The organism is Mitsuaria sp. 7, from assembly GCF_001653795.1.
GTDB lineage: Bacteria > Pseudomonadota > Gammaproteobacteria > Burkholderiales > Burkholderiaceae_C > Roseateles.
This window is the reverse complement of record NZ_CP011514.1, coordinates 2,924,341-2,940,100: the sequence shown is the minus strand read 5'-3', so window position 1 is coordinate 2,940,100 and position 15,760 is coordinate 2,924,341. Positions and strand designations below refer to the sequence as shown.

The 15,760-nt window shown below is 66.5% G+C and carries 16 protein-coding genes; 9 read left to right on the top strand and 7 right to left on the bottom strand.

Annotation, left to right across the window (positions count from 1 at the left end; all coding sequences use genetic code 11):
* Positions 1-28: 28 nt before the first annotated feature.
* Together ABE85_RS12910 and gloB are read right to left on the bottom strand one after the other, a co-directional pair.
* Complete coding sequence (locus ABE85_RS12910; protein WP_082938580.1) at positions 29-1,804, bottom strand: transglycosylase SLT domain-containing protein; 1,776 nt, start codon at positions 1,802-1,804, stop codon at positions 29-31.
* Positions 1,805-1,811: 7 nt separating this feature from the next.
* Entirely contained in the window at positions 1,812-2,597 is a 786-nt protein-coding gene (gloB, locus tag ABE85_RS12905) for a hydroxyacylglutathione hydrolase (protein ID WP_067274941.1), read from the bottom strand.
* Between the two features lie 26 nt (positions 2,598-2,623).
* On the opposite strand from gloB, the gene ABE85_RS12900 reads away from it, so the two are divergent.
* Both ABE85_RS12900 and rnhA read left to right on the top strand, forming a co-directional pair.
* The gene (locus tag ABE85_RS12900) at positions 2,624-3,574 is read left to right on the top strand and encodes a class I SAM-dependent methyltransferase (protein ID WP_082938579.1); all 951 of its coding nucleotides are present in this window, start codon (positions 2,624-2,626) and stop codon (positions 3,572-3,574) included.
* 115 nt (positions 3,575-3,689) lie between these two features.
* Positions 3,690-4,178, top strand: coding sequence for a ribonuclease HI (gene rnhA / locus ABE85_RS12895; RefSeq protein ID WP_067274938.1), 489 nt, complete (start codon positions 3,690-3,692; stop codon positions 4,176-4,178).
* A gap of 29 nt (positions 4,179-4,207) precedes the next feature.
* On the opposite strand, the gene ABE85_RS12890 is transcribed toward rnhA, so the two are convergent.
* From ABE85_RS12890 to ABE85_RS12875, 4 genes are all read right to left on the bottom strand, one after another.
* Positions 4,208-5,059, bottom strand: a complete 852-nt coding sequence (locus ABE85_RS12890) for a nucleotidyl transferase AbiEii/AbiGii toxin family protein (RefSeq protein ID WP_067274935.1) — start codon at positions 5,057-5,059, stop codon at positions 4,208-4,210.
* A complete protein-coding gene (locus ABE85_RS12885; protein ID WP_231993085.1) occupies positions 5,056-5,712 on the bottom strand; it encodes a type IV toxin-antitoxin system AbiEi family antitoxin domain-containing protein in 657 nt (218 codons plus the stop codon). Before ABE85_RS12885 ends, ABE85_RS12890 begins: the two co-directional genes overlap by 4 nt.
* Positions 5,713-5,888: 176 nt before the next feature.
* On the bottom strand, positions 5,889-6,581 hold the full coding sequence (locus ABE85_RS12880) for a helix-turn-helix domain-containing protein (RefSeq protein ID WP_067274929.1): 693 nt from the start codon (positions 6,579-6,581) through the stop codon (positions 5,889-5,891).
* On the bottom strand, positions 6,562-7,749 hold the full coding sequence (locus ABE85_RS12875) for an epoxide hydrolase family protein (protein ID WP_082938578.1): 1,188 nt from the start codon (positions 7,747-7,749) through the stop codon (positions 6,562-6,564). The genes ABE85_RS12880 and ABE85_RS12875 overlap by 20 nt, the downstream gene beginning before the upstream one ends.
* A gap of 188 nt (positions 7,750-7,937) precedes the next feature.
* Here ABE85_RS12875 and ABE85_RS12870 point away from each other — a divergent pair, with 188 nt between their 5' ends.
* From ABE85_RS12870 to ABE85_RS12855, 4 genes are all read left to right on the top strand, one after another.
* Positions 7,938-8,459: a deaminase gene (locus ABE85_RS12870; protein ID WP_067274926.1), complete on the top strand. Its 522-nt coding sequence runs from the start codon at positions 7,938-7,940 to the stop codon at positions 8,457-8,459.
* A gap of 81 nt (positions 8,460-8,540) precedes the next feature.
* Entirely contained in the window at positions 8,541-8,867 is a 327-nt protein-coding gene (locus ABE85_RS12865) for a hypothetical protein (RefSeq protein ID WP_067274923.1), read from the top strand.
* 129 nt (positions 8,868-8,996) lie between these two features.
* Entirely contained in the window at positions 8,997-9,188 is a 192-nt protein-coding gene (locus tag ABE85_RS12860; RefSeq protein ID WP_067274919.1) for a hypothetical protein, read from the top strand.
* A 99-nt stretch (positions 9,189-9,287) separates the two neighbouring features.
* Positions 9,288-10,031, top strand: a complete 744-nt coding sequence (locus ABE85_RS12855; protein WP_067274916.1) for a hypothetical protein — start codon at positions 9,288-9,290, stop codon at positions 10,029-10,031.
* Between the two features lie 377 nt (positions 10,032-10,408).
* Here ABE85_RS12855 and ABE85_RS27560 read toward each other — a convergent pair whose 3' ends face one another.
* Positions 10,409-10,678, bottom strand: coding sequence for a hypothetical protein (locus tag ABE85_RS27560; protein ID WP_067274912.1), 270 nt, complete (start codon positions 10,676-10,678; stop codon positions 10,409-10,411).
* On the opposite strand from ABE85_RS27560, the gene ABE85_RS12845 reads away from it, so the two are divergent.
* From ABE85_RS12845 to ABE85_RS12835, 3 genes are all read left to right on the top strand, one after another.
* The gene (locus ABE85_RS12845; RefSeq protein ID WP_067274909.1) at positions 10,677-12,818 is read left to right on the top strand and encodes an RHS repeat domain-containing protein; all 2,142 of its coding nucleotides are present in this window, start codon (positions 10,677-10,679) and stop codon (positions 12,816-12,818) included. The two genes, ABE85_RS27560 and ABE85_RS12845, sit on opposite strands and share 2 nt — an antisense overlap.
* A 3-nt stretch (positions 12,819-12,821) precedes the next feature.
* Positions 12,822-15,206, top strand: coding sequence for an RHS repeat domain-containing protein (locus tag ABE85_RS12840; RefSeq protein WP_067274905.1), 2,385 nt, complete (start codon positions 12,822-12,824; stop codon positions 15,204-15,206).
* Between the two features lie 78 nt (positions 15,207-15,284).
* Complete coding sequence (locus ABE85_RS12835) at positions 15,285-15,749, top strand: hypothetical protein (protein ID WP_157522329.1); 465 nt, start codon at positions 15,285-15,287, stop codon at positions 15,747-15,749.
* Positions 15,750-15,760: the final 11 nt, after the last annotated feature.

Genomic DNA, 15,760 nt, shown 5'->3' with positions numbered 1-15,760 from the left:
TCATTCCGGGCTGAAGGAGCGCGAGCGATCAGCGCAGCGCCGTCTTCGTCGCGACGGTACGAGCGCCCTTGCCCTCGCTGGCGGCGACCTTGGCGCTGCGCGTCTTCGCGCCGCCCTTGGCGGGCTTGTTCGCCGCGCTCGACGCGACCTTGGTGACCTTGCCCGACTTCGAGGCCTTGCTCGCCGGGGTCGAGGACTTCGACGACGCCGCCGACGGTCCCGCCTCCGCGAGCTGCTGGCCTTCACGCACATACGCGACGACCTGCTGCCCCGGCTTGAACGTCGCCTTCGTGCTCACCCGGTTCCACTGCGCCAGCTGCGTCGTGCCCAGGCGATAGCGGCGCGCCAGGCTCGCCACCGTGTCGCCCTTGTTGGCCTTCAGCGTGACGCGGCGCATCGGCGGCACGTCGGGCGCGAAGCCGATGCGGGCGTTGTCGGCCAGATGCTCGGACACGTCCTGGTCGCGCGACGCCGTGCGCGGCACCAGCAGCGTCGAGCCCTTGGTCACCAGCATGCGCGCCGGGATGCGGTTGATCTCGCGCAGGCCGGTCTCGCTCATGCCGACCTGCTGGGCGGCGTCGGCCGGCTTCATCGTCCTGGGCACGACCCACGCCGTCCACGAGGCCAGCGGGCCGCGATGCTTCTCGAGGTTGGCGACGAAGGTGCTGGCGTTGTCGTAGGGCAGCAGCAGTTGCCCGCTGCTGGCCGCCAGGATCACCGGCTTGTTCATCGACGGGTTGAACTGGCGGAAGGTCTCCTCGTCCAGCTCGGCCAGTTGCGCCGCGCGCGTGACGTCCATGTCGCGGTCGATGTTGACCGACAGGAAGTACGGGTGGTTCGCCACCGCCGGCAGCTGGATGCCGAAGGCCTCCGGGCGCATCAGGATGTTCTTCACCGCCTGCAGCTTGGGCAGGTAGTAGCGCGTCTCGTCGGGCATGCGCAGGCTGTCGTAGTCGATCGGCAGGCCGGCCTTCTGGTTGCGCGCGACCGCCTTGCTGACGTTGCCCTGGCCCCAGTTGTACGCGGCCAGCGCGAGCTGCCAGTCGCCGTCGAACATCTTGTTCAGGCGCTGCAGGTAGTCCAGCGCCGCCTTGGTCGAGGCCAGCACGTCGCGGCGGTCGTCGCGGAAGATGTTCTGCTTCAGGTCGAAATCGCGGCCCGTGGCGGGCATGAACTGCCACATGCCCACGGCCTTCGCACTGGACTGCGCGTCGTTGCGGAACGCGCTCTCGACGAAGGGCAGCAGCGCCAGCTCCATCGGCATGCCGCGCTTCTGCACTTCCTCGACCACGTGATAGAGGTAGAGGCTGCCCCGGCCGGTCATGCGGCCGACGTAGTCCGGCCGGCTGCTGTACCAGTCCTCGGCCTTGCGGACCAGGTCGTTGTCGAGCTCGGGCATCGCCATGCCGGCGCGCATCCGCGCCCACAGGTCGACGTGCGTCTTCGGGGCGTCGAGGTCGACCTTCTCGCCGGGGTTCAGGTTGTCCTCGAGCAGGACGTCCAGCTTCTCTTCCGGGGCCGTCGCGACGCGCGCCACCGGCGTGGCCGGCGAGGGCACGGCGGAGGCCGCGGCCTCGACCGCGGCCACCGTCTGCTGCGCGACGGCCTGGGCCTCCTGGTTGTCGGCTTGCGGACGGTTCGTCGCGCACGCGGCCAGCACCAGCGGCAGCAGCGCGGCGATCAAGGTCAGCGCGGGGCGCCTCGTCGTCGACGCGGCTGGAGTGGTGGGGGAGGTGGCATCCGCGCCGGTGGTGGCGCGGTGGGAACGGGAGATCGTGCGGGGCGGGGTCAGGTGTCGTTGCATCGGAGGCTCAGCGAAATTCGTTCTTCCATTGACGCAGCCCGGCCAGGACCGAGACCGGCTGCGACGTGACGCCCGGGTCGCGGCGCTGGGCGGCTTCGCGGACGGCGGCGACGTCGCAGCGCAGGAAGGGGTTGATCTGGAGCTCCACGTCGATGGTGGAGGGCAGGGTAGGCAGCAACTGCTCGCGCCGGGCCAGACACCAGGCCTCGTGACGCGCGACCGCCTCGTTCTGGGGCTCGACTGTGCGAGCAAAACGCAGATTCGACAAGGTGTACTCGTGCGCACAGCAGACACGGGTTTCCCCGGGGAGTGCGGCGAGTTTGGACAGCGACGCGTGCATCTGCGCGGGCGTGCCTTCGAAGAGGCGGCCGCAGCCGGCGGAGAAGAGCGTGTCGCCGCAGAACAGGAGGGGCGTGCCGCCGTCGGTCGGTTGCTTCAGCACGAAAGCGATGTGACCGGCGGTGTGGCCGGGGACGTCGAGCACGTCGACGACCTGGCCGAGGACCTCGAACCGGTCGCCTTCGCGCAGGGGTTCGACGGGCACCGGCATGGATTCACCAGCGGGCCCCCAGATCTTTGCGCCCTCGGCCAGCAAGGGCATCAACTCACGCACGCCGCCGACGTGATCGGCATGGTGATGGGTCACTAGAATGCCTTGCAGGTCCAGTCCCAGCGAGCGCAGCGCCTCCTTCACCGGTGCGGCGTCGCCCGGGTCGACCACGAGCGCCGACCGGCCGTCATGCAGCAGCCAGAGATAGTTGTCTGTGAAGGCGGGAACGGCGACCAGGTTCATGCAGGCAAGGGGATCAGGTCCCAGCGATGAAGACTCCGGGCCAGGACGACGACAGCGACGAGAAGCCGCCGATTGTAGAGGCGCACTTCCGGCCGGACACCGCCGCGGCGGAGTTCGCGCATTGGTTGCGCACGCCCGCCGGGCGCTACCTGCTCGCATGGGAACAGCGCTTCATCGACGCGGCCGTGATCGACTGGTTCGGATATCACGCGCTGCAGCTCGGCTTCCCGCAATTGCACGGCCTGCGAACCAACCGGATGACCAACCGCTGGCTGGCGCTGAACCATCAACCGTTCGAGGACGGCGTCGCCGGTCCGCCGCGGCAGTCGCTGAGCGCGCATCCGCTGGAATACCAGCCCGAGCCCCAGGCCGAGTCCGCGCCGGGCCTGAACGGCGCCGGCCGCGCGGCGGTCTACTGCGAGTTCGACGCGCTGCCGTTCGAGTCCAACAGCCTGGACCTGGTGCTGCTCCCGCACACGCTGGAGCAGGCCGCCGATCCGCACCGCTGCCTGCGCGAGGTCGAGCGCGTGCTGCGTCCCGAGGGGCGCGTCGTGATCCTCGGCATGAACCCGGCCAGCCTGTGGGCGGTGAGGCAGAATCTCGCCCGCGTCAACGGCCGCATGCTGGGCCGGCCGCCGCGGCTCTATCTGCCCGAGGAGCGCGAATACCTCGGCTACTGGCGCCTGCGGGACTGGCTGCGGCTGCTGTCGTTCGATGTCGAACGCGCGCAGTTCGGCTGCTACCGGCCGCCGCTGCTGAGCGATGCGTGGCTCGCGCGCTGGCAGTGGATCGAGAAGCCCGGCGGCAAGTGGTGGACGGTGCTGGGCGCGCTGTACGGCGTCATCGCGGTCAAGCGCGTGCACGGCATGCGGCTGATCGGGATGGCGCGCGGCAAGAAGCGCGCCGCCAAGACCGCGCCGGCGGTCGCGGCGGTCCACCATCACCATCATCATCGCGACGATGCCGAGGTCGATTGACGTCGACACGGTGTCGACCTGACCCCGACGTTCCCTGTTCGTCTCCGCACCGTTCTTCTCCGCCCCGTTCTTCCCTGACCCGTTCTTCCCTGACCCGTTCCTCTGCGACCTGTTCATGACCGATACCGACTCCTCTGCTTCCCCCGCTCCCGCCGCGCCGAAGATCGCCAAGCCGCCCGTCGTCATCTACACCGACGGCGCCTGCAAGGGCAATCCGGGCCCGGGCGGCTGGGGCGCGTGGCTCAAGAGCGGCGACCACGAGAAGGAGCTGTTCGGCGGCGAGCGCAACACCACGAACAACCGCATGGAGCTGACGGCGGTGATAGAGGCGCTGACCTCGCTCAAGCGCAGCTGCAACATCGTGATCTACACGGACAGCGAGTACGTGCGCAAGGGCATGACCGAGTGGATCTCGGGCTGGCAACGCCGCGGCTGGAAGACGGCCGACGGCAAGCCGGTGAAGAACGCCGACCTGTGGCAGCGCCTGGATGCGCTGCGCAAGCTGCACACGGTGGACTGGCGCTGGGTCAAGGGCCACGCCGGCGATCCGGGGAACGAGCGTGCGGATGCGTTGGCGAACAAGGGTGTGACGGTCGCGAAGTGAGCCACGCGCCGGGACGGCGCGCGATGCCTTCACAGGACGGACAGCCTCCGAAGCGAAACAACCAGGCGCTCGATGACCTCGACGAACGGGGTCGGCGGCACGTGGTTCTTCTTCAGGAAGGCCGCCCACATCGATGCCTTGATCGGGTGTTGCCCGAAGGCCTCCGTGAGTCCGACGGGCAGCGCCCCGCCCAACGCACTCGGGGGAGATGTTCCTCGATTGGCGAATGTCGCTTCGATGGCCGGATGGAGCTCCGCCACATCGATCTCCTCGTCGTGAAGCAGGATGTCCAGGTCGTAGAAGTCCTTCATCCGGGTGTTCGTCATGCCGTGGGACCAGATGGCGTGAAGCTTCTCTGCGATCACCGTCGGTTTGGGGTAGGCCATCAACCTCGGCGGCGGCAGGTCATCCAGTAGGCAGGGGAAGGTCACCGACATGGGGCCAGGCGTCACCGCGTCTCCATGACCGATATCGATCTGGATCGGCAGCCTCGCTCGCGCGAGATCGCCCAGCAACGTGATCCGGACAACGCCAGCTTTGGCCGTGTTGAGTCCGACGCCGCGAACGGACTCCGGATCGAAGCTCACGCCGTCATCGACGTCCATTTCGCAGACCTCGCGGAATAGCGCCACCAGATGATCGACATCGGTTGGACTGCAGGCGAGCAAGTCGACGTCGCGGGTGGGGCGCTGGCGGTCCTGGTACCAGAGCGTGAAGAGCAGTGCGCCTTTCAGAAGGAAGGACTGTCCGTGCCTGGAGATTGACAGGCGATACAGCAGACGCTCAAGTCCGAAGCGGGTGGTGAGCAGGTTGAAATCGGCGGCGGGGCTGATCATGTTCTTGAGCCGCGCGCGCACCGAAGCGGCGATGTTGCGGCTCATACGATCAGACTCTCCATGTACGGGCGCATCACATTGCTCACCCGATCAACAACTGCGCAGTTCCACAGGTCGTCGGCGGTAAACGCTTTCTGCGTCCATCCGTCCCGCAGCGCTTCGATGCCGACGTCGAGCCCTACCTTGTTGCGGAACTTGAAGCAGTCGGCGATCGTCTTCGCCACCGAAAAGACAGGAACACGCACCCCGTCGACGTCGTATTCGATGACCCCTTGGGACAGCGCATCGGCGGACATGCGCGTCACGCGCACTGCCGGTGACGCGATGCGCGGCGCTGGCGCGTTGGACGGGAGGGCAATCCAGACTTCGAAAGGCTGTTGGGAACCCACTTCGTGGAACCGAAGTGCGGACACCAGGCAGACCACCGCCTGGGGAACCCTGATGCACACCTCGGCGAGCGAGACATGCTCGGTGACGTCGCGATCCGGGAGCGAGTAGATGCCGTGGCCGACTCGTTCGAGCTTGTCAGCCCGAACCATCCGGCTCAGCACCATCGACGGAATCCCTTCCTCGACCACATCCCGCGCACGCAGCAGCGACCGTCGCTGCGCAAGGGCGAGAACGGCCTGCTCGTAAGAAGGTGGAGGGCGCGGTGGACGGCGAGGCATCCCGGTGAGTGTGTTGGAAAAGCTATGCATAAGTCTACAAGTACCTAGGAAATGCAACATGCCGAAGAGGACGTTGCGGACCCCGTGACCGTACTTGTCGACCGGTTCGTCGCCTATGACTCATTCCATGGGGATGCGCTGACGCCTTCCAGCAATTCAAGTGAATCGCCGACTGCGTATGCGCAAATCCGAACAATCGCGGCCGTTCAGCGCACCGCTGGCAACAGCCCCTGCGCGATCTCGCGCGGCGTCCGCCCGAGGAGCCGTTTCAGCGAGTGGCTCATGTGCGCCTGATCGGAGAACCCGAGCTCGGCGGCGACCTGGGAGGCGGTGGTTCCCTGGCGCAGCAGCGCGGCCGCCTGATGGGCCCGGGCGATCTGCTGCAGCGTCTTGAGGCCGAGACCCGCGACCTCCGCGAAGTGCCGCTGGATGCTGCGCTCATCGAGCCTCTGCCGCGCGCCCTGCAGCGCCCGCAGGACAACGGGATCCCGCTCCAGCACGCCCTGGCGCGCCAGCGCCGCCACCAGCTGCTCGGCGTTGTCGAAGCGGGGGATCTCGAAGTGCGCTTCGCCGATGTGGAAGCGACCCTGCCGGTCCACCGGACAGACCACGCCCTGGCCGACCATCAGCCGACCCGGCAGGCGCGGCATGTAGACGTCGGTCTTGAAGGCGATGCTCAGGATCTCGTCGCCCGCGCGGTTGTCGATGGCGAGCGGCGCGGTGATCTGGCCGGTCTGGACCACGGTCACCGGACCGTCGCCGCGGCGCACGAACAGCAGGTCCCAGGAGCCGTCAGGAAGCGCCGTCTCCCGGCTGTCCGCGAGATGGCGGACGCGGCGGATCTTCGCCACCAGGGGCGAATCCGCCGGACGTTCCTCTTCAGCGATCGGTCCTTCCATCCAGACCCTCTCGGGGTGATTGGGACGCGGATGCCTGCAGCGCGCCGAAGAACCGGCGCAGGTCGTCGACGACGAGCTGCGGCTCCGTTTCGTTGGCGAAGTGGCCGCCGCGCGGCATCTCGGTCCACTGTAGCAGCCGGGTATGCGAGCGCGCCGCGAAGCCGCGGACCGAGCGGAAATCGTCGGGGAAGACGGCCACCGCCGTCGGCGTGTGATTGGGCAGCTCGCGATAGCCCGCGCCGCTCGCGGCGTTGGCGAAGTACATCTCCGCCGCCTGCCCGCCGGTGCCGGTGAACCAGTAGAGCGACAGGTGCGTGAGGAAACGGTCGCGGTCGACCTCGGCGGCGCGCTCCCCTTCGAAGCCGAAGAAGAGCTCGGCGTTCCAGGCCAGCAGTGCGGCCGGCGAGTCCACCAGGCCGAAGGCGAGGGTGCCGGGCCGCTTGGACTGGATGTCGACATAACCCGCGTACTTGCGGAAGTAGTCCAGGCGCTCGAAGCCCGCCATCTCGAACGGGGTCAGGCCTTGCATCTCGTCGGGCGCGCCAGAGGGGAACGCGAAGATCTGCTGGACGTGGACCCCGGCCAGGCCTTCCGGCGCTAGGATGCCCAGCTCGCGGGCGACCAGGGCGCCGACGTCGCCGCCTTGCGCGCCGTAGTGCTCGTAGCCGAGGCGCTTCATCAAGGTGTCCCAGGCGGCTGCGGTGTGCGCCGCGTCCCAGCCGGCCGACGCCAGCGGCGACGACAGGCCCATGCCCGGCACCGACGGGATGACCAGGTGGAAAGCCGGCGCGTCATCGCGTCCGTGGCGACGCGGGTCGGTCAACGGGCCGATGAGGCCCAGGTACTCCGCCGGCGAGCTCGGCCAGCCATGCGTGAGGATCAGCGGAAACGCGTCCGCCTCCGGCGACTTCACGTGGATGAAATGGATCGTCTGGCCGTCGATCTCGGTCGTGAACTGCGGCAGCGCGTTCAGGCAGGCTTCCTGGGCGCGCCAGTCGAAGCCGTCGCGCCAGTAGTCGGCCAGTTCCTGCACCAGCGACACGGCCTGACCGTGGCTGAAGTCGCGCACGACCGGCTGCGGCCAGCGCGTGGTGGCGAGCCGGGCGCGCAGGTCGTCGATCTGCGACTGGGGGATCTCGATCCGGAACGGATGGATGGCGGTGTTCATGGCAGCTCCTTGGCGGGGTGGGGATGGCCTCACTGTCGGACAAGGGCGCCGCCGGGTCTTGTAGAAAACCGACGCGGCGGTTCGCGGGCGCCGCCATCGCTTCGCGGGTCGACAGCCCGCACGCTGCGACGGCCCGGGCGCTCCACTACACTTCTCCGCCTTCCTGGACCCTCGCGTTCCCCCTCGTCATGGACAACCAACCGCTGATCGACTGGCATTCGATGTTCATGGGCGTGGCCCTGCTGGCCGGCGCCCGTTCCAAGGACAGCCGCAAGCGCAACGGCGCCTGCATCGCGAGCTCCGACTACAAGATCGTCGGCGTGGGCTACAACGGCCTGCCGCGCGGCTGCGACGACAACGACCCCGCCTACTGGTCCGACGACGACGCCGATCCGGCCAACTCGCGCCACAGCTACATCGTCCACGCCGAGGTCAACGCGATCCTCAACTGCGTCGTGCTGCCGCTCACCGGCAGCACCATCTACACGACGCAGTACCCGTGCCCGCGCTGCGTGCAGTCCATCATCCAGGTCGGCATCCAGCGTGTGGTCTATCTGGAGAAGAAGGACCACCAGATCGGCCTGAACGCGGCCTCGGCCAAGATGCTGACGGACGCCCGGATCAACGTCCTGGCGCTCAACGAGCTCGACGTGCCGGCGGCGGTCTGGTGCACGGACCTGTCGGGCTTCATCGCCAAGCCTCGAACCTGATCCGGCGAACTGGCCGGGAAATGCCCCGCTTTTCCCGCTCAAGTTTTTTTCGGCTCGATTCATGATCCCTCCCACGCCGACATGAATCGTTCCGAGGCCGCCATGCACACCACCGCCATCCCGCCGCACCTGATGCCCGAAACCGCCCAGGCTCCCTGGGGACTGGTGCCGGATCTCGGCCTGACGGTGGCCGGCACGGACGGCATGGACGAGCTGTTCGCGCTGCAGGACCTGATGGCCGGACAAGGCCTGACCCTGCAACCGACCCGCATGCTGTACGACCGCCTCTACGCGCTGGAGCGCCTGAACACCGCGCATGCCCGAGGCGACGCGCGGCTGCAGGCGGCGGCGCGGGACCTGTTCGACGCCTACCAGCGTCGCGGCGAATGGATCGGCCTGGTGCACTGAGCCGACGTTCCGTCCCTCGAATCCGCTCCCGGTTCCGAACCGAAGGCGCCCGCGAGGCGCCTTTGTCGTTTTCGGCATCGTGGGATTGGCGGTGTGTCTAAGATGGCCCGACCACTTCAGGAGGACGGCATGAACGCACCACGCGCTCCCCGGGACTTCCCGCCCGGCCTGTACGGCGGGCTCGAGCACGACGACGAGGACCACCGCGTCGGCGAGACGGGCCAGAAAGGCCCGGAAGGTGATGGCGACGTCGATCGCGCGCACCACGAGCAGCAGGACCGCGACAGTCGGGACGACCGCGCCCGAACGCCCAGGCGCTGAACCGTTACCTCCCGGCGTCTTGGCGCCTTCATCTCCCGAGTGCAGAATCCGCGATCGCAAAAAAGCCAACAAGGCGATCGAACTCGGGAGGGAAAGGCGATGCCATTCGTCGGATTGGGTGTTCACGTTCTGCTGGCGCTGTTCTGCGCCGTTCACGTCGTGCGCAACGGGGGGCAGCTGTACTGGCTGATCATCCTGTTCTCGTTCCCGCTGCTGGGCAGCCTCGTCTACCTGCTGGTGTTCGTGGTGCCGCATTCGCGGGTCGAGCGCAGCGCAAAGCGCGCCGTGCGCGCGGCGGGCCGGGCGATGGATCCTGGCCGGGAACTGCGGGAGGCGCGTGTCGCCTTCGACGACACCCCGACCGCGCAGAACCAGATGCGTCTGGCCACCGCGCTGCTCGATGCCGGCGAGGCGGCGCAGTCCGCCGAGCAGTTCCAGGCCTGCCTGCGCGGCCCTTTCGCGAAGGACCTGGAGATCCGGCTTGGCGCCGCGCGTGCTTTCCTCGCTGCGGGCCAAGCCGCCCAGGCGTTGGAACACCTCGCCTCGATGCGTGCGGAGAAGGCCGACTTCCGCGCCGAGGCGGTGTCGCTGCTGACCGCCCGGGCGCTGGCGGCGCTGGATCGTGCCGTGGAGGCGCGGGCCGAATTCGAATCCGCGTCGGAGCGCTTCGGCAGCGTCGAGGCCTGGGCGGAATACGCGATCTGGGCGCTGTCCCGCGGCGACGAGGCGACCGCCGGGCCGCTGCTGGCGAAGATCGACAAGGTCAGCGCGAAGTGGAATGCGTTGACGAAGCAGCTCAACGAGCCGGTGATGCGGCGACTTCGGGCGGCGCGCAAGCCCTGACCCCGTGAAGCTGCGCTGACGCCCGCCATCCCTCTTCGGAGGTCCTGGCGCGGCACTCGTGATCGCGGCAGAATCGCCGCCGTTCATCAGGGGAGGGAACCGGCACCGAGCGCGTCAGACGCTCGCCGGTCGTTGCGCATCGCATCGCGTTCAGGACATCTGTCCACGATCGTCGGCCTCCGCCTGAATTCATTGGTTTGAATCTCGGGGAGAGGCATGAAGTTCCTTTCGAAAATCTTCGCAGCGTGGCTGCTTGCGCTGGCAGGTGGACTGATCGGCGGTCCTGCGCTGGCGTTCGACAGGGTGGTTCCGACGCCTTGGCAGTTCAACGCCAGCGCCTATGGTTTCGGCTGTGCGGAATCGTCTGGCGGTTGGATCTACACGGGGGGTGTGAACCACCACGCGACGTCGGATGGCGGGTTCTCGCGACCGGAACAGTACTTCGCGCGATACATCTCTCTGATCCAGGGCAACGCCTGCTCGGCCGCGGGCCCATGCTCGAGCGCCGTCTCCTGGTCCGTCACGCAGGGGTGCCAGGTGACGGCGCAGGGCTCAAGCGCGGGCATAGGGAGTTGCCGGCTGGCGAGCACCTTCACGCAGTACTGCGCCTGGAACTCGCCGGTGACGTCCAACGGAGAGGGAATCATGCAGATATCGAAGGTCTGCAACGTCGGTGTGTACGAGACGGAAAGCCGTCAATGCGTCTGCCCCAACGGCGACGTCTACGTTCCCTCCCAGGGCATCTGTTCACCCGTTCGTGATCGCGTCATTTTCAAGCCCTGCAAGACCTGCTACGGCAATCCGATCTATCCGGAACAAGGCATCAAGGTCCAGACCTTCGATGCAGGCTGGCAGCCCTGGACGGGACTTCGCCTGACCTACAACTCGACCAGCAAGCTGCCCTATGCGGCGGAGGCGACGCCTTTCCTGCGCTCGGATCCGCCGGCTCTCGGGCCGATGTGGACGGCGAGTGTCGACAAGGTCCTGTACGTGGCCACGCAGGGCGGTGCGACGCTGATCAACGCGGCGCGGGGCGGCGGTGACTGGACGAGTTTCGTCTCCTCACCCGCAGGCCTCGCCGCGGTCAGCGGCCAGACCAACGATCGACTGGTGCGCACGGCGCAGGGCTTCCTCTATGTCGACGTCGATCACGCGACGATGGAGGAGTACACCGCGCGGGGTCAGCTGCTCAAGACCACGGCGATCGACGGCCGCAGCCTGACGGTGGCGCGCAGCGGCCTGGAGACCCTGTCGGACACCATCCTGGATGAGGGGCTGCCCCTGTCGCTGACCGACCATGCGGGCCGGCGCTGGGGCTTCGAGTACGTCGTCCTGGGCGCGATGCCGCGCTCACGCATTGCCGCGATCGTGGATCCGGGGCTCCAGCGTGTGGCCATTGCGTACGGCGCCAATGAGCAGGTCGGCGGCGTGACATGGCCGGACGGGACCTCGCAGCAGATGGTGTACGAGCGCGCCGACCTGCCGTGGGCGCTGACCGGCTACCTGGACGAGCAGAACGTGCGTGCCGGGACCTACGGCTACGACGCCGAGGGACGGGCGAATTCAACGCAGCGCGCGATGGGCCTGGATGCGTACTCGATCACCTGGACCAAGGCACCCTCGCTGAAGTCGCTTGAGTGGTACGACCCGACCACGGGCATCGTCTGGCGGGATCACGTGCTGCAGCCGCCGGATCAGGTCGAGGTGACGCTGCCGAACGGGCAGAAGCAGGGGCTGACGTCGACGGCGTCTTTCGGGGCATCGATGTGGACGACCAAGTCGCAGGCCGCTGGTGCGGGTAGCCCCGCCGTCACGGCGCAGCGGGTGGTCGACGCCAACCTGAACGTGACGCGCAGTGACGACTTCAACGGCAATCGCAGCTGCATGAGCTACGACACGGCGCGCAACCTCGAGACCTCGCGCGTGGAGGGGCTGGCGACGTCGGTCGATTGCGCGGCGGCACAGGGTTCGGTGCCGGCTGGCGCGCGCAAGGTCGGCACGCAATGGCATCCGGACTGGGCGCTGGCAGTGAAGACCGCGGAACCGCGCCGCATCACGACGCTGGTCTACAACGGCCAGCCCGACCCGTTCAACGGCAACGCGGTGGCGGCCTGCGCGCCGGCCGATGCGCTGCTGCCCGACGGCAAGCCCATCGTCGTGCTGTGCAAGCGCGTGACGCAGGCGACGACCGATGAGACCGGGGCGTCGGGCTTCAATGCCACACCGCAGTCGGGCGTGGCGGCACGGGCGACGAGCTGGACCTACAACGCCACGGGTCAGGTGTTGACCGAGAAGGACCCGGCCGGCCGGGTCGTCCTCACGAACGAGTACTACGCCGACACCACCCCCGACCACACCCAGGGCGACCTGAAGTCGTCGACCAACGCCGTGCAGCACGTCACCCGCTTCCCGCGATACGACGCCTACGGCAATCCGCTGGAGAGGCTGGATCCCAACGGCGCCGCAACGACCTACGCGTACGACGCGCGCCAGCGACTCACATCGGTGACGACGGGCGGTGCGGTCACGAGCTACGAATACTGGCCCACGGGTCTGCTCAAGAAGTCATCACAGTCGGACGGCAGCGCCGTGAACTACGAGTACGACGACGCGCATCGACTCGTCGCCGTCTCGGACACGCGAGGCAACCGCATCGAGTACGTGCTCGACGCGAGCGGCAACAAGACCGGTGAAGTCGCCAAAGACCCGAGTGGAGCGCTCAAGCGGACCATGAGCCGCGCGTTCGATGCGCTGGGGCGCGCACAACAGACGACAGGGAGGGAATGAGACATGAACGGAATCAAGAAGCACGAGAAGTGCTGGAACACAGTCGCGCCCATCGCGGCCGCGTTCATCGGCCTGATCGGATCCGGCGCGCATGCCGTGACGCTGCCGCCCCCTCCGGTCTCGCCGGCACCGGTGACCGACTACGAGTACGACGCCAAAGGCAATCCGACCAAGGTGATCAAGGCCAAGGGTGTGAGCGGCTTCGGCTTCGCGACGACCAATGCCTACGACCCACTGGACCGGGTCAAGACCAGCACTGACGCGCGCAACGGCGTGACGCAGCTGGGCTACGACGGCATCGATCAGCTGAAGCAGGTCACTGATCCTCGCAGTCTGGTGACGACCTATCAGCGCAACGGCCTGGGAGATCTGAACCAGCTCGTGAGCCCGGACACCGGCACCGCCAACAGCACCTACGACCCGAACGGGAATCTGCTCACCCGCATCGACAGCCGAGGCGTCCAGGCGACCTACGTCTATGACGGTCTCAACCGAATGACATCGGCGATCTACACGAAGACCGGACAGGCGGCGCAGAACTACTCCTGGACCTACGACCAGACGGGCGGTGACTTCGGCATAGGCACCAAACGTCTGACCACGGCAGTCAGCCCCTCGACAACGACGAAATACGGCTACGACATCAAGGGTCGGCTCATCACCGTGGTTCAAAGCGTGGGCGGCGTGGTGCTCACCACGCGCTACGGCTACGACCGCGCGGACCACGTCACCTCCATCACATATCCGTCGGGTCGGCTGCTGACGATCCAGTACGAAGACGGTTTCATGACCGGCATGACGCTGGCCAAGGATGCGGTCAGCACCGCCAAGCCGCTGATCACCAACGTCCAGTGGGATCCGTTCGGTCCGATGAGCAGCTGGCAGATCCAGCTGACGGCAGGACCGAAGACGATCGAGCGAGTCTTCGACACCTACGGACGCCTGGTCCGCTACCCGCTGAACGGTGTGGTGCGCGACATCACCTACGACGCGGCAGACCGCATCGTCAGCTACACGCATCTGGACGCCACCACCGGCGCGGTAACGGCTGAAGCGCAGGCGATGAACCAGAGCTTCGGGTACGACGAGTTGGGGCGCCTGACCAGCATCGTCACGCCCGCCAATTCCTGGACCTTCGGCTACGACGCCAACGGCAACCGGACGGGGATGACGCTCAATGGCGCGGCGCGCAACTACACGACGGCGACGACGAGCAACCGGCTCACCGGCATCGACAACCCGACACGCAGCTTCACCCACGACGCCGCAGGCAACACGCTCACAGACACCGGGCTCGGCTACACGACCACGTACGGGCTCGATAACCGTCTGGCCACGCTCACGAGCGCTGGCGTCACCACGACCTACAACTACGACGCTGGCGGCCAGCGCGTGCGCAAGGTGACAGGCACGTCCCGACCCCACTTTGCTTACGACCAGGACGGACAACTGCTCGGCGAGTACAACAGCTCAGGCGGCGCACTGCAGGAGTTCGTGTGGCTGGGCAACACGCTGATCGCGGTACTGACCAACTCGTCGACGACGGAGCCGCGGGTCTACTACGTCTACTCGGATCACCTCAACACGCCCCGCGTGATCGTGAACTCGGCGGGCGACGTTCGCTGGCGCTGGATCGCCGAGCCGTTCGGCACCACGCCGGCGGAGACGATCCCGAACTCGCTCGAGAACCTCGTCGTCAACCTGCGCTTCCCCGGCCAGTACTTCGACAAGGAGTCGGGGCTGAGCTACAACTACTTCCGGGACTATGACGGGACGACAGGGCGTTATGTTCAGAGTGACCCAATTGGACTTGAAGGGGGCATTAACAGCTATACATACGTTCAAGGCGACCCTGTCGATTTTTCCGACCCGTTCGGGCTTGATCGTTGGGGTGATTCGATGTGTCTACCCACGCATGTCTTTATTGTCCAAAGCACCGGCAATGATAAAAGTGGCCCAAACTTTGGCGCCGCTGGCTCCGCAACCAATGAGTCTCCGGAATCCTCGGCTTTCATGTCCTTTCCGGCGAACTCCTTCCCAAACAAGAATAACGGGAGTCCTGGAATCGTCGATGGCACCTACGCAGGGGTCTATGGAGATACGGCACACGGATTTCATAGTGTGGGTAAGCGCGGGCCGGGTGTTGTCCTGAATCAAAATTCGGCAATTCCGACCTTGGGCCCCAATCCCAATCAAGGGGGGTTGCCCATCGCGACGGCAATTCATCTCCATTGCCAGAATTTCCAGCAAACCCCTAGCGATGCCAGTGCTGCCAGTCGCGGCTCTGAGGGGTGTATCACTGTCAAGGGAGACTATTGTGCGAAGCTCTTTGATCTACTGAAAAATCAGTGCAACAGGAACGTGATCGTTCATGTGATTAGAAACTGACGGAGCATCGGAATGATTTCAGGTTGGAAGTTGCTTCTCTGCGCTTGGGTGTGGGGAACGTCCAGTCAGGCGATGGCCATGGACCCGTTCATCCATCAATTGAATTCGCGCCTGGAGCGGACGGGCGCAGATGCCGTCAACAGCTATATCGACGACAACTTCGAGAAGATGGTGCCGCGTCTTCGGGAGTTGGTCCGGCGCTGCGATCCGGACGCGCTCGCCTTAACGATCAAGCTGTTGAACAGCACCAATGCCAGCGCCACGCAGGGCAATGCAGCGATGCTCGAAATCGCAATGGGGCGATGTCCGGAGCGTCTGCTTCCCATGGTTCCGACGACTCGCGTCAAGGGCCTGTGCGCCGTCGAAGCTTTCGCGGACAACCAGCCGGGCGGGGCGAACCCGGCACAGTTGATCAGGGAAATCGACCGGCGAACTCGATCCCTCCGATCCCGAGGTGCCGTAGCGAACTCCGAGAAGGGCAAGATCTGCCTCGAAGGCTATGAGGAAGTCCGACGGGACCTTGCCAACTCCATCTCGGAGTAGTTGTGGCTTCA

Coding starts and splice junctions, on each gene's coding strand:
- ABE85_RS12845 (WP_067274909.1), top strand. CDS start 10,677: ATGCAGATATCGAAGGTCTGCAACGTCGGTGTGTACGAGACGGAAAGC.
- ABE85_RS12910 (WP_082938580.1), bottom strand. CDS start 1,804: ATGCAACGACACCTGACCCCGCCCCGCACGATCTCCCGTTCCCACCGC.
- ABE85_RS12855 (WP_067274916.1), top strand. CDS start 9,288: ATGCCATTCGTCGGATTGGGTGTTCACGTTCTGCTGGCGCTGTTCTGC.
- ABE85_RS12860 (WP_067274919.1), top strand. CDS start 8,997: ATGAACGCACCACGCGCTCCCCGGGACTTCCCGCCCGGCCTGTACGGC.
- ABE85_RS12880 (WP_067274929.1), bottom strand. CDS start 6,581: ATGGAAGGACCGATCGCTGAAGAGGAACGTCCGGCGGATTCGCCCCTG.
- ABE85_RS12885 (WP_231993085.1), bottom strand. CDS start 5,712: ATGCATAGCTTTTCCAACACACTCACCGGGATGCCTCGCCGTCCACCG.
- ABE85_RS12890 (WP_067274935.1), bottom strand. CDS start 5,059: ATGAGCCGCAACATCGCCGCTTCGGTGCGCGCGCGGCTCAAGAACATG.
- ABE85_RS12900 (WP_082938579.1), top strand. CDS start 2,624: ATGAAGACTCCGGGCCAGGACGACGACAGCGACGAGAAGCCGCCGATT.
- ABE85_RS27560 (WP_067274912.1), bottom strand. CDS start 10,678: ATGATTCCCTCTCCGTTGGACGTCACCGGCGAGTTCCAGGCGCAGTAC.
- ABE85_RS12875 (WP_082938578.1), bottom strand. CDS start 7,749: ATGAACACCGCCATCCATCCGTTCCGGATCGAGATCCCCCAGTCGCAG.
- ABE85_RS12870 (WP_067274926.1), top strand. CDS start 7,938: ATGGACAACCAACCGCTGATCGACTGGCATTCGATGTTCATGGGCGTG.
- gloB (WP_067274941.1), bottom strand. CDS start 2,597: ATGAACCTGGTCGCCGTTCCCGCCTTCACAGACAACTATCTCTGGCTG.
- rnhA (WP_067274938.1), top strand. CDS start 3,690: ATGACCGATACCGACTCCTCTGCTTCCCCCGCTCCCGCCGCGCCGAAG.
- ABE85_RS12865 (WP_067274923.1), top strand. CDS start 8,541: ATGAATCGTTCCGAGGCCGCCATGCACACCACCGCCATCCCGCCGCAC.
- ABE85_RS12835 (WP_157522329.1), top strand. CDS start 15,285: ATGGACCCGTTCATCCATCAATTGAATTCGCGCCTGGAGCGGACGGGC.
- ABE85_RS12840 (WP_067274905.1), top strand. CDS start 12,822: ATGAACGGAATCAAGAAGCACGAGAAGTGCTGGAACACAGTCGCGCCC.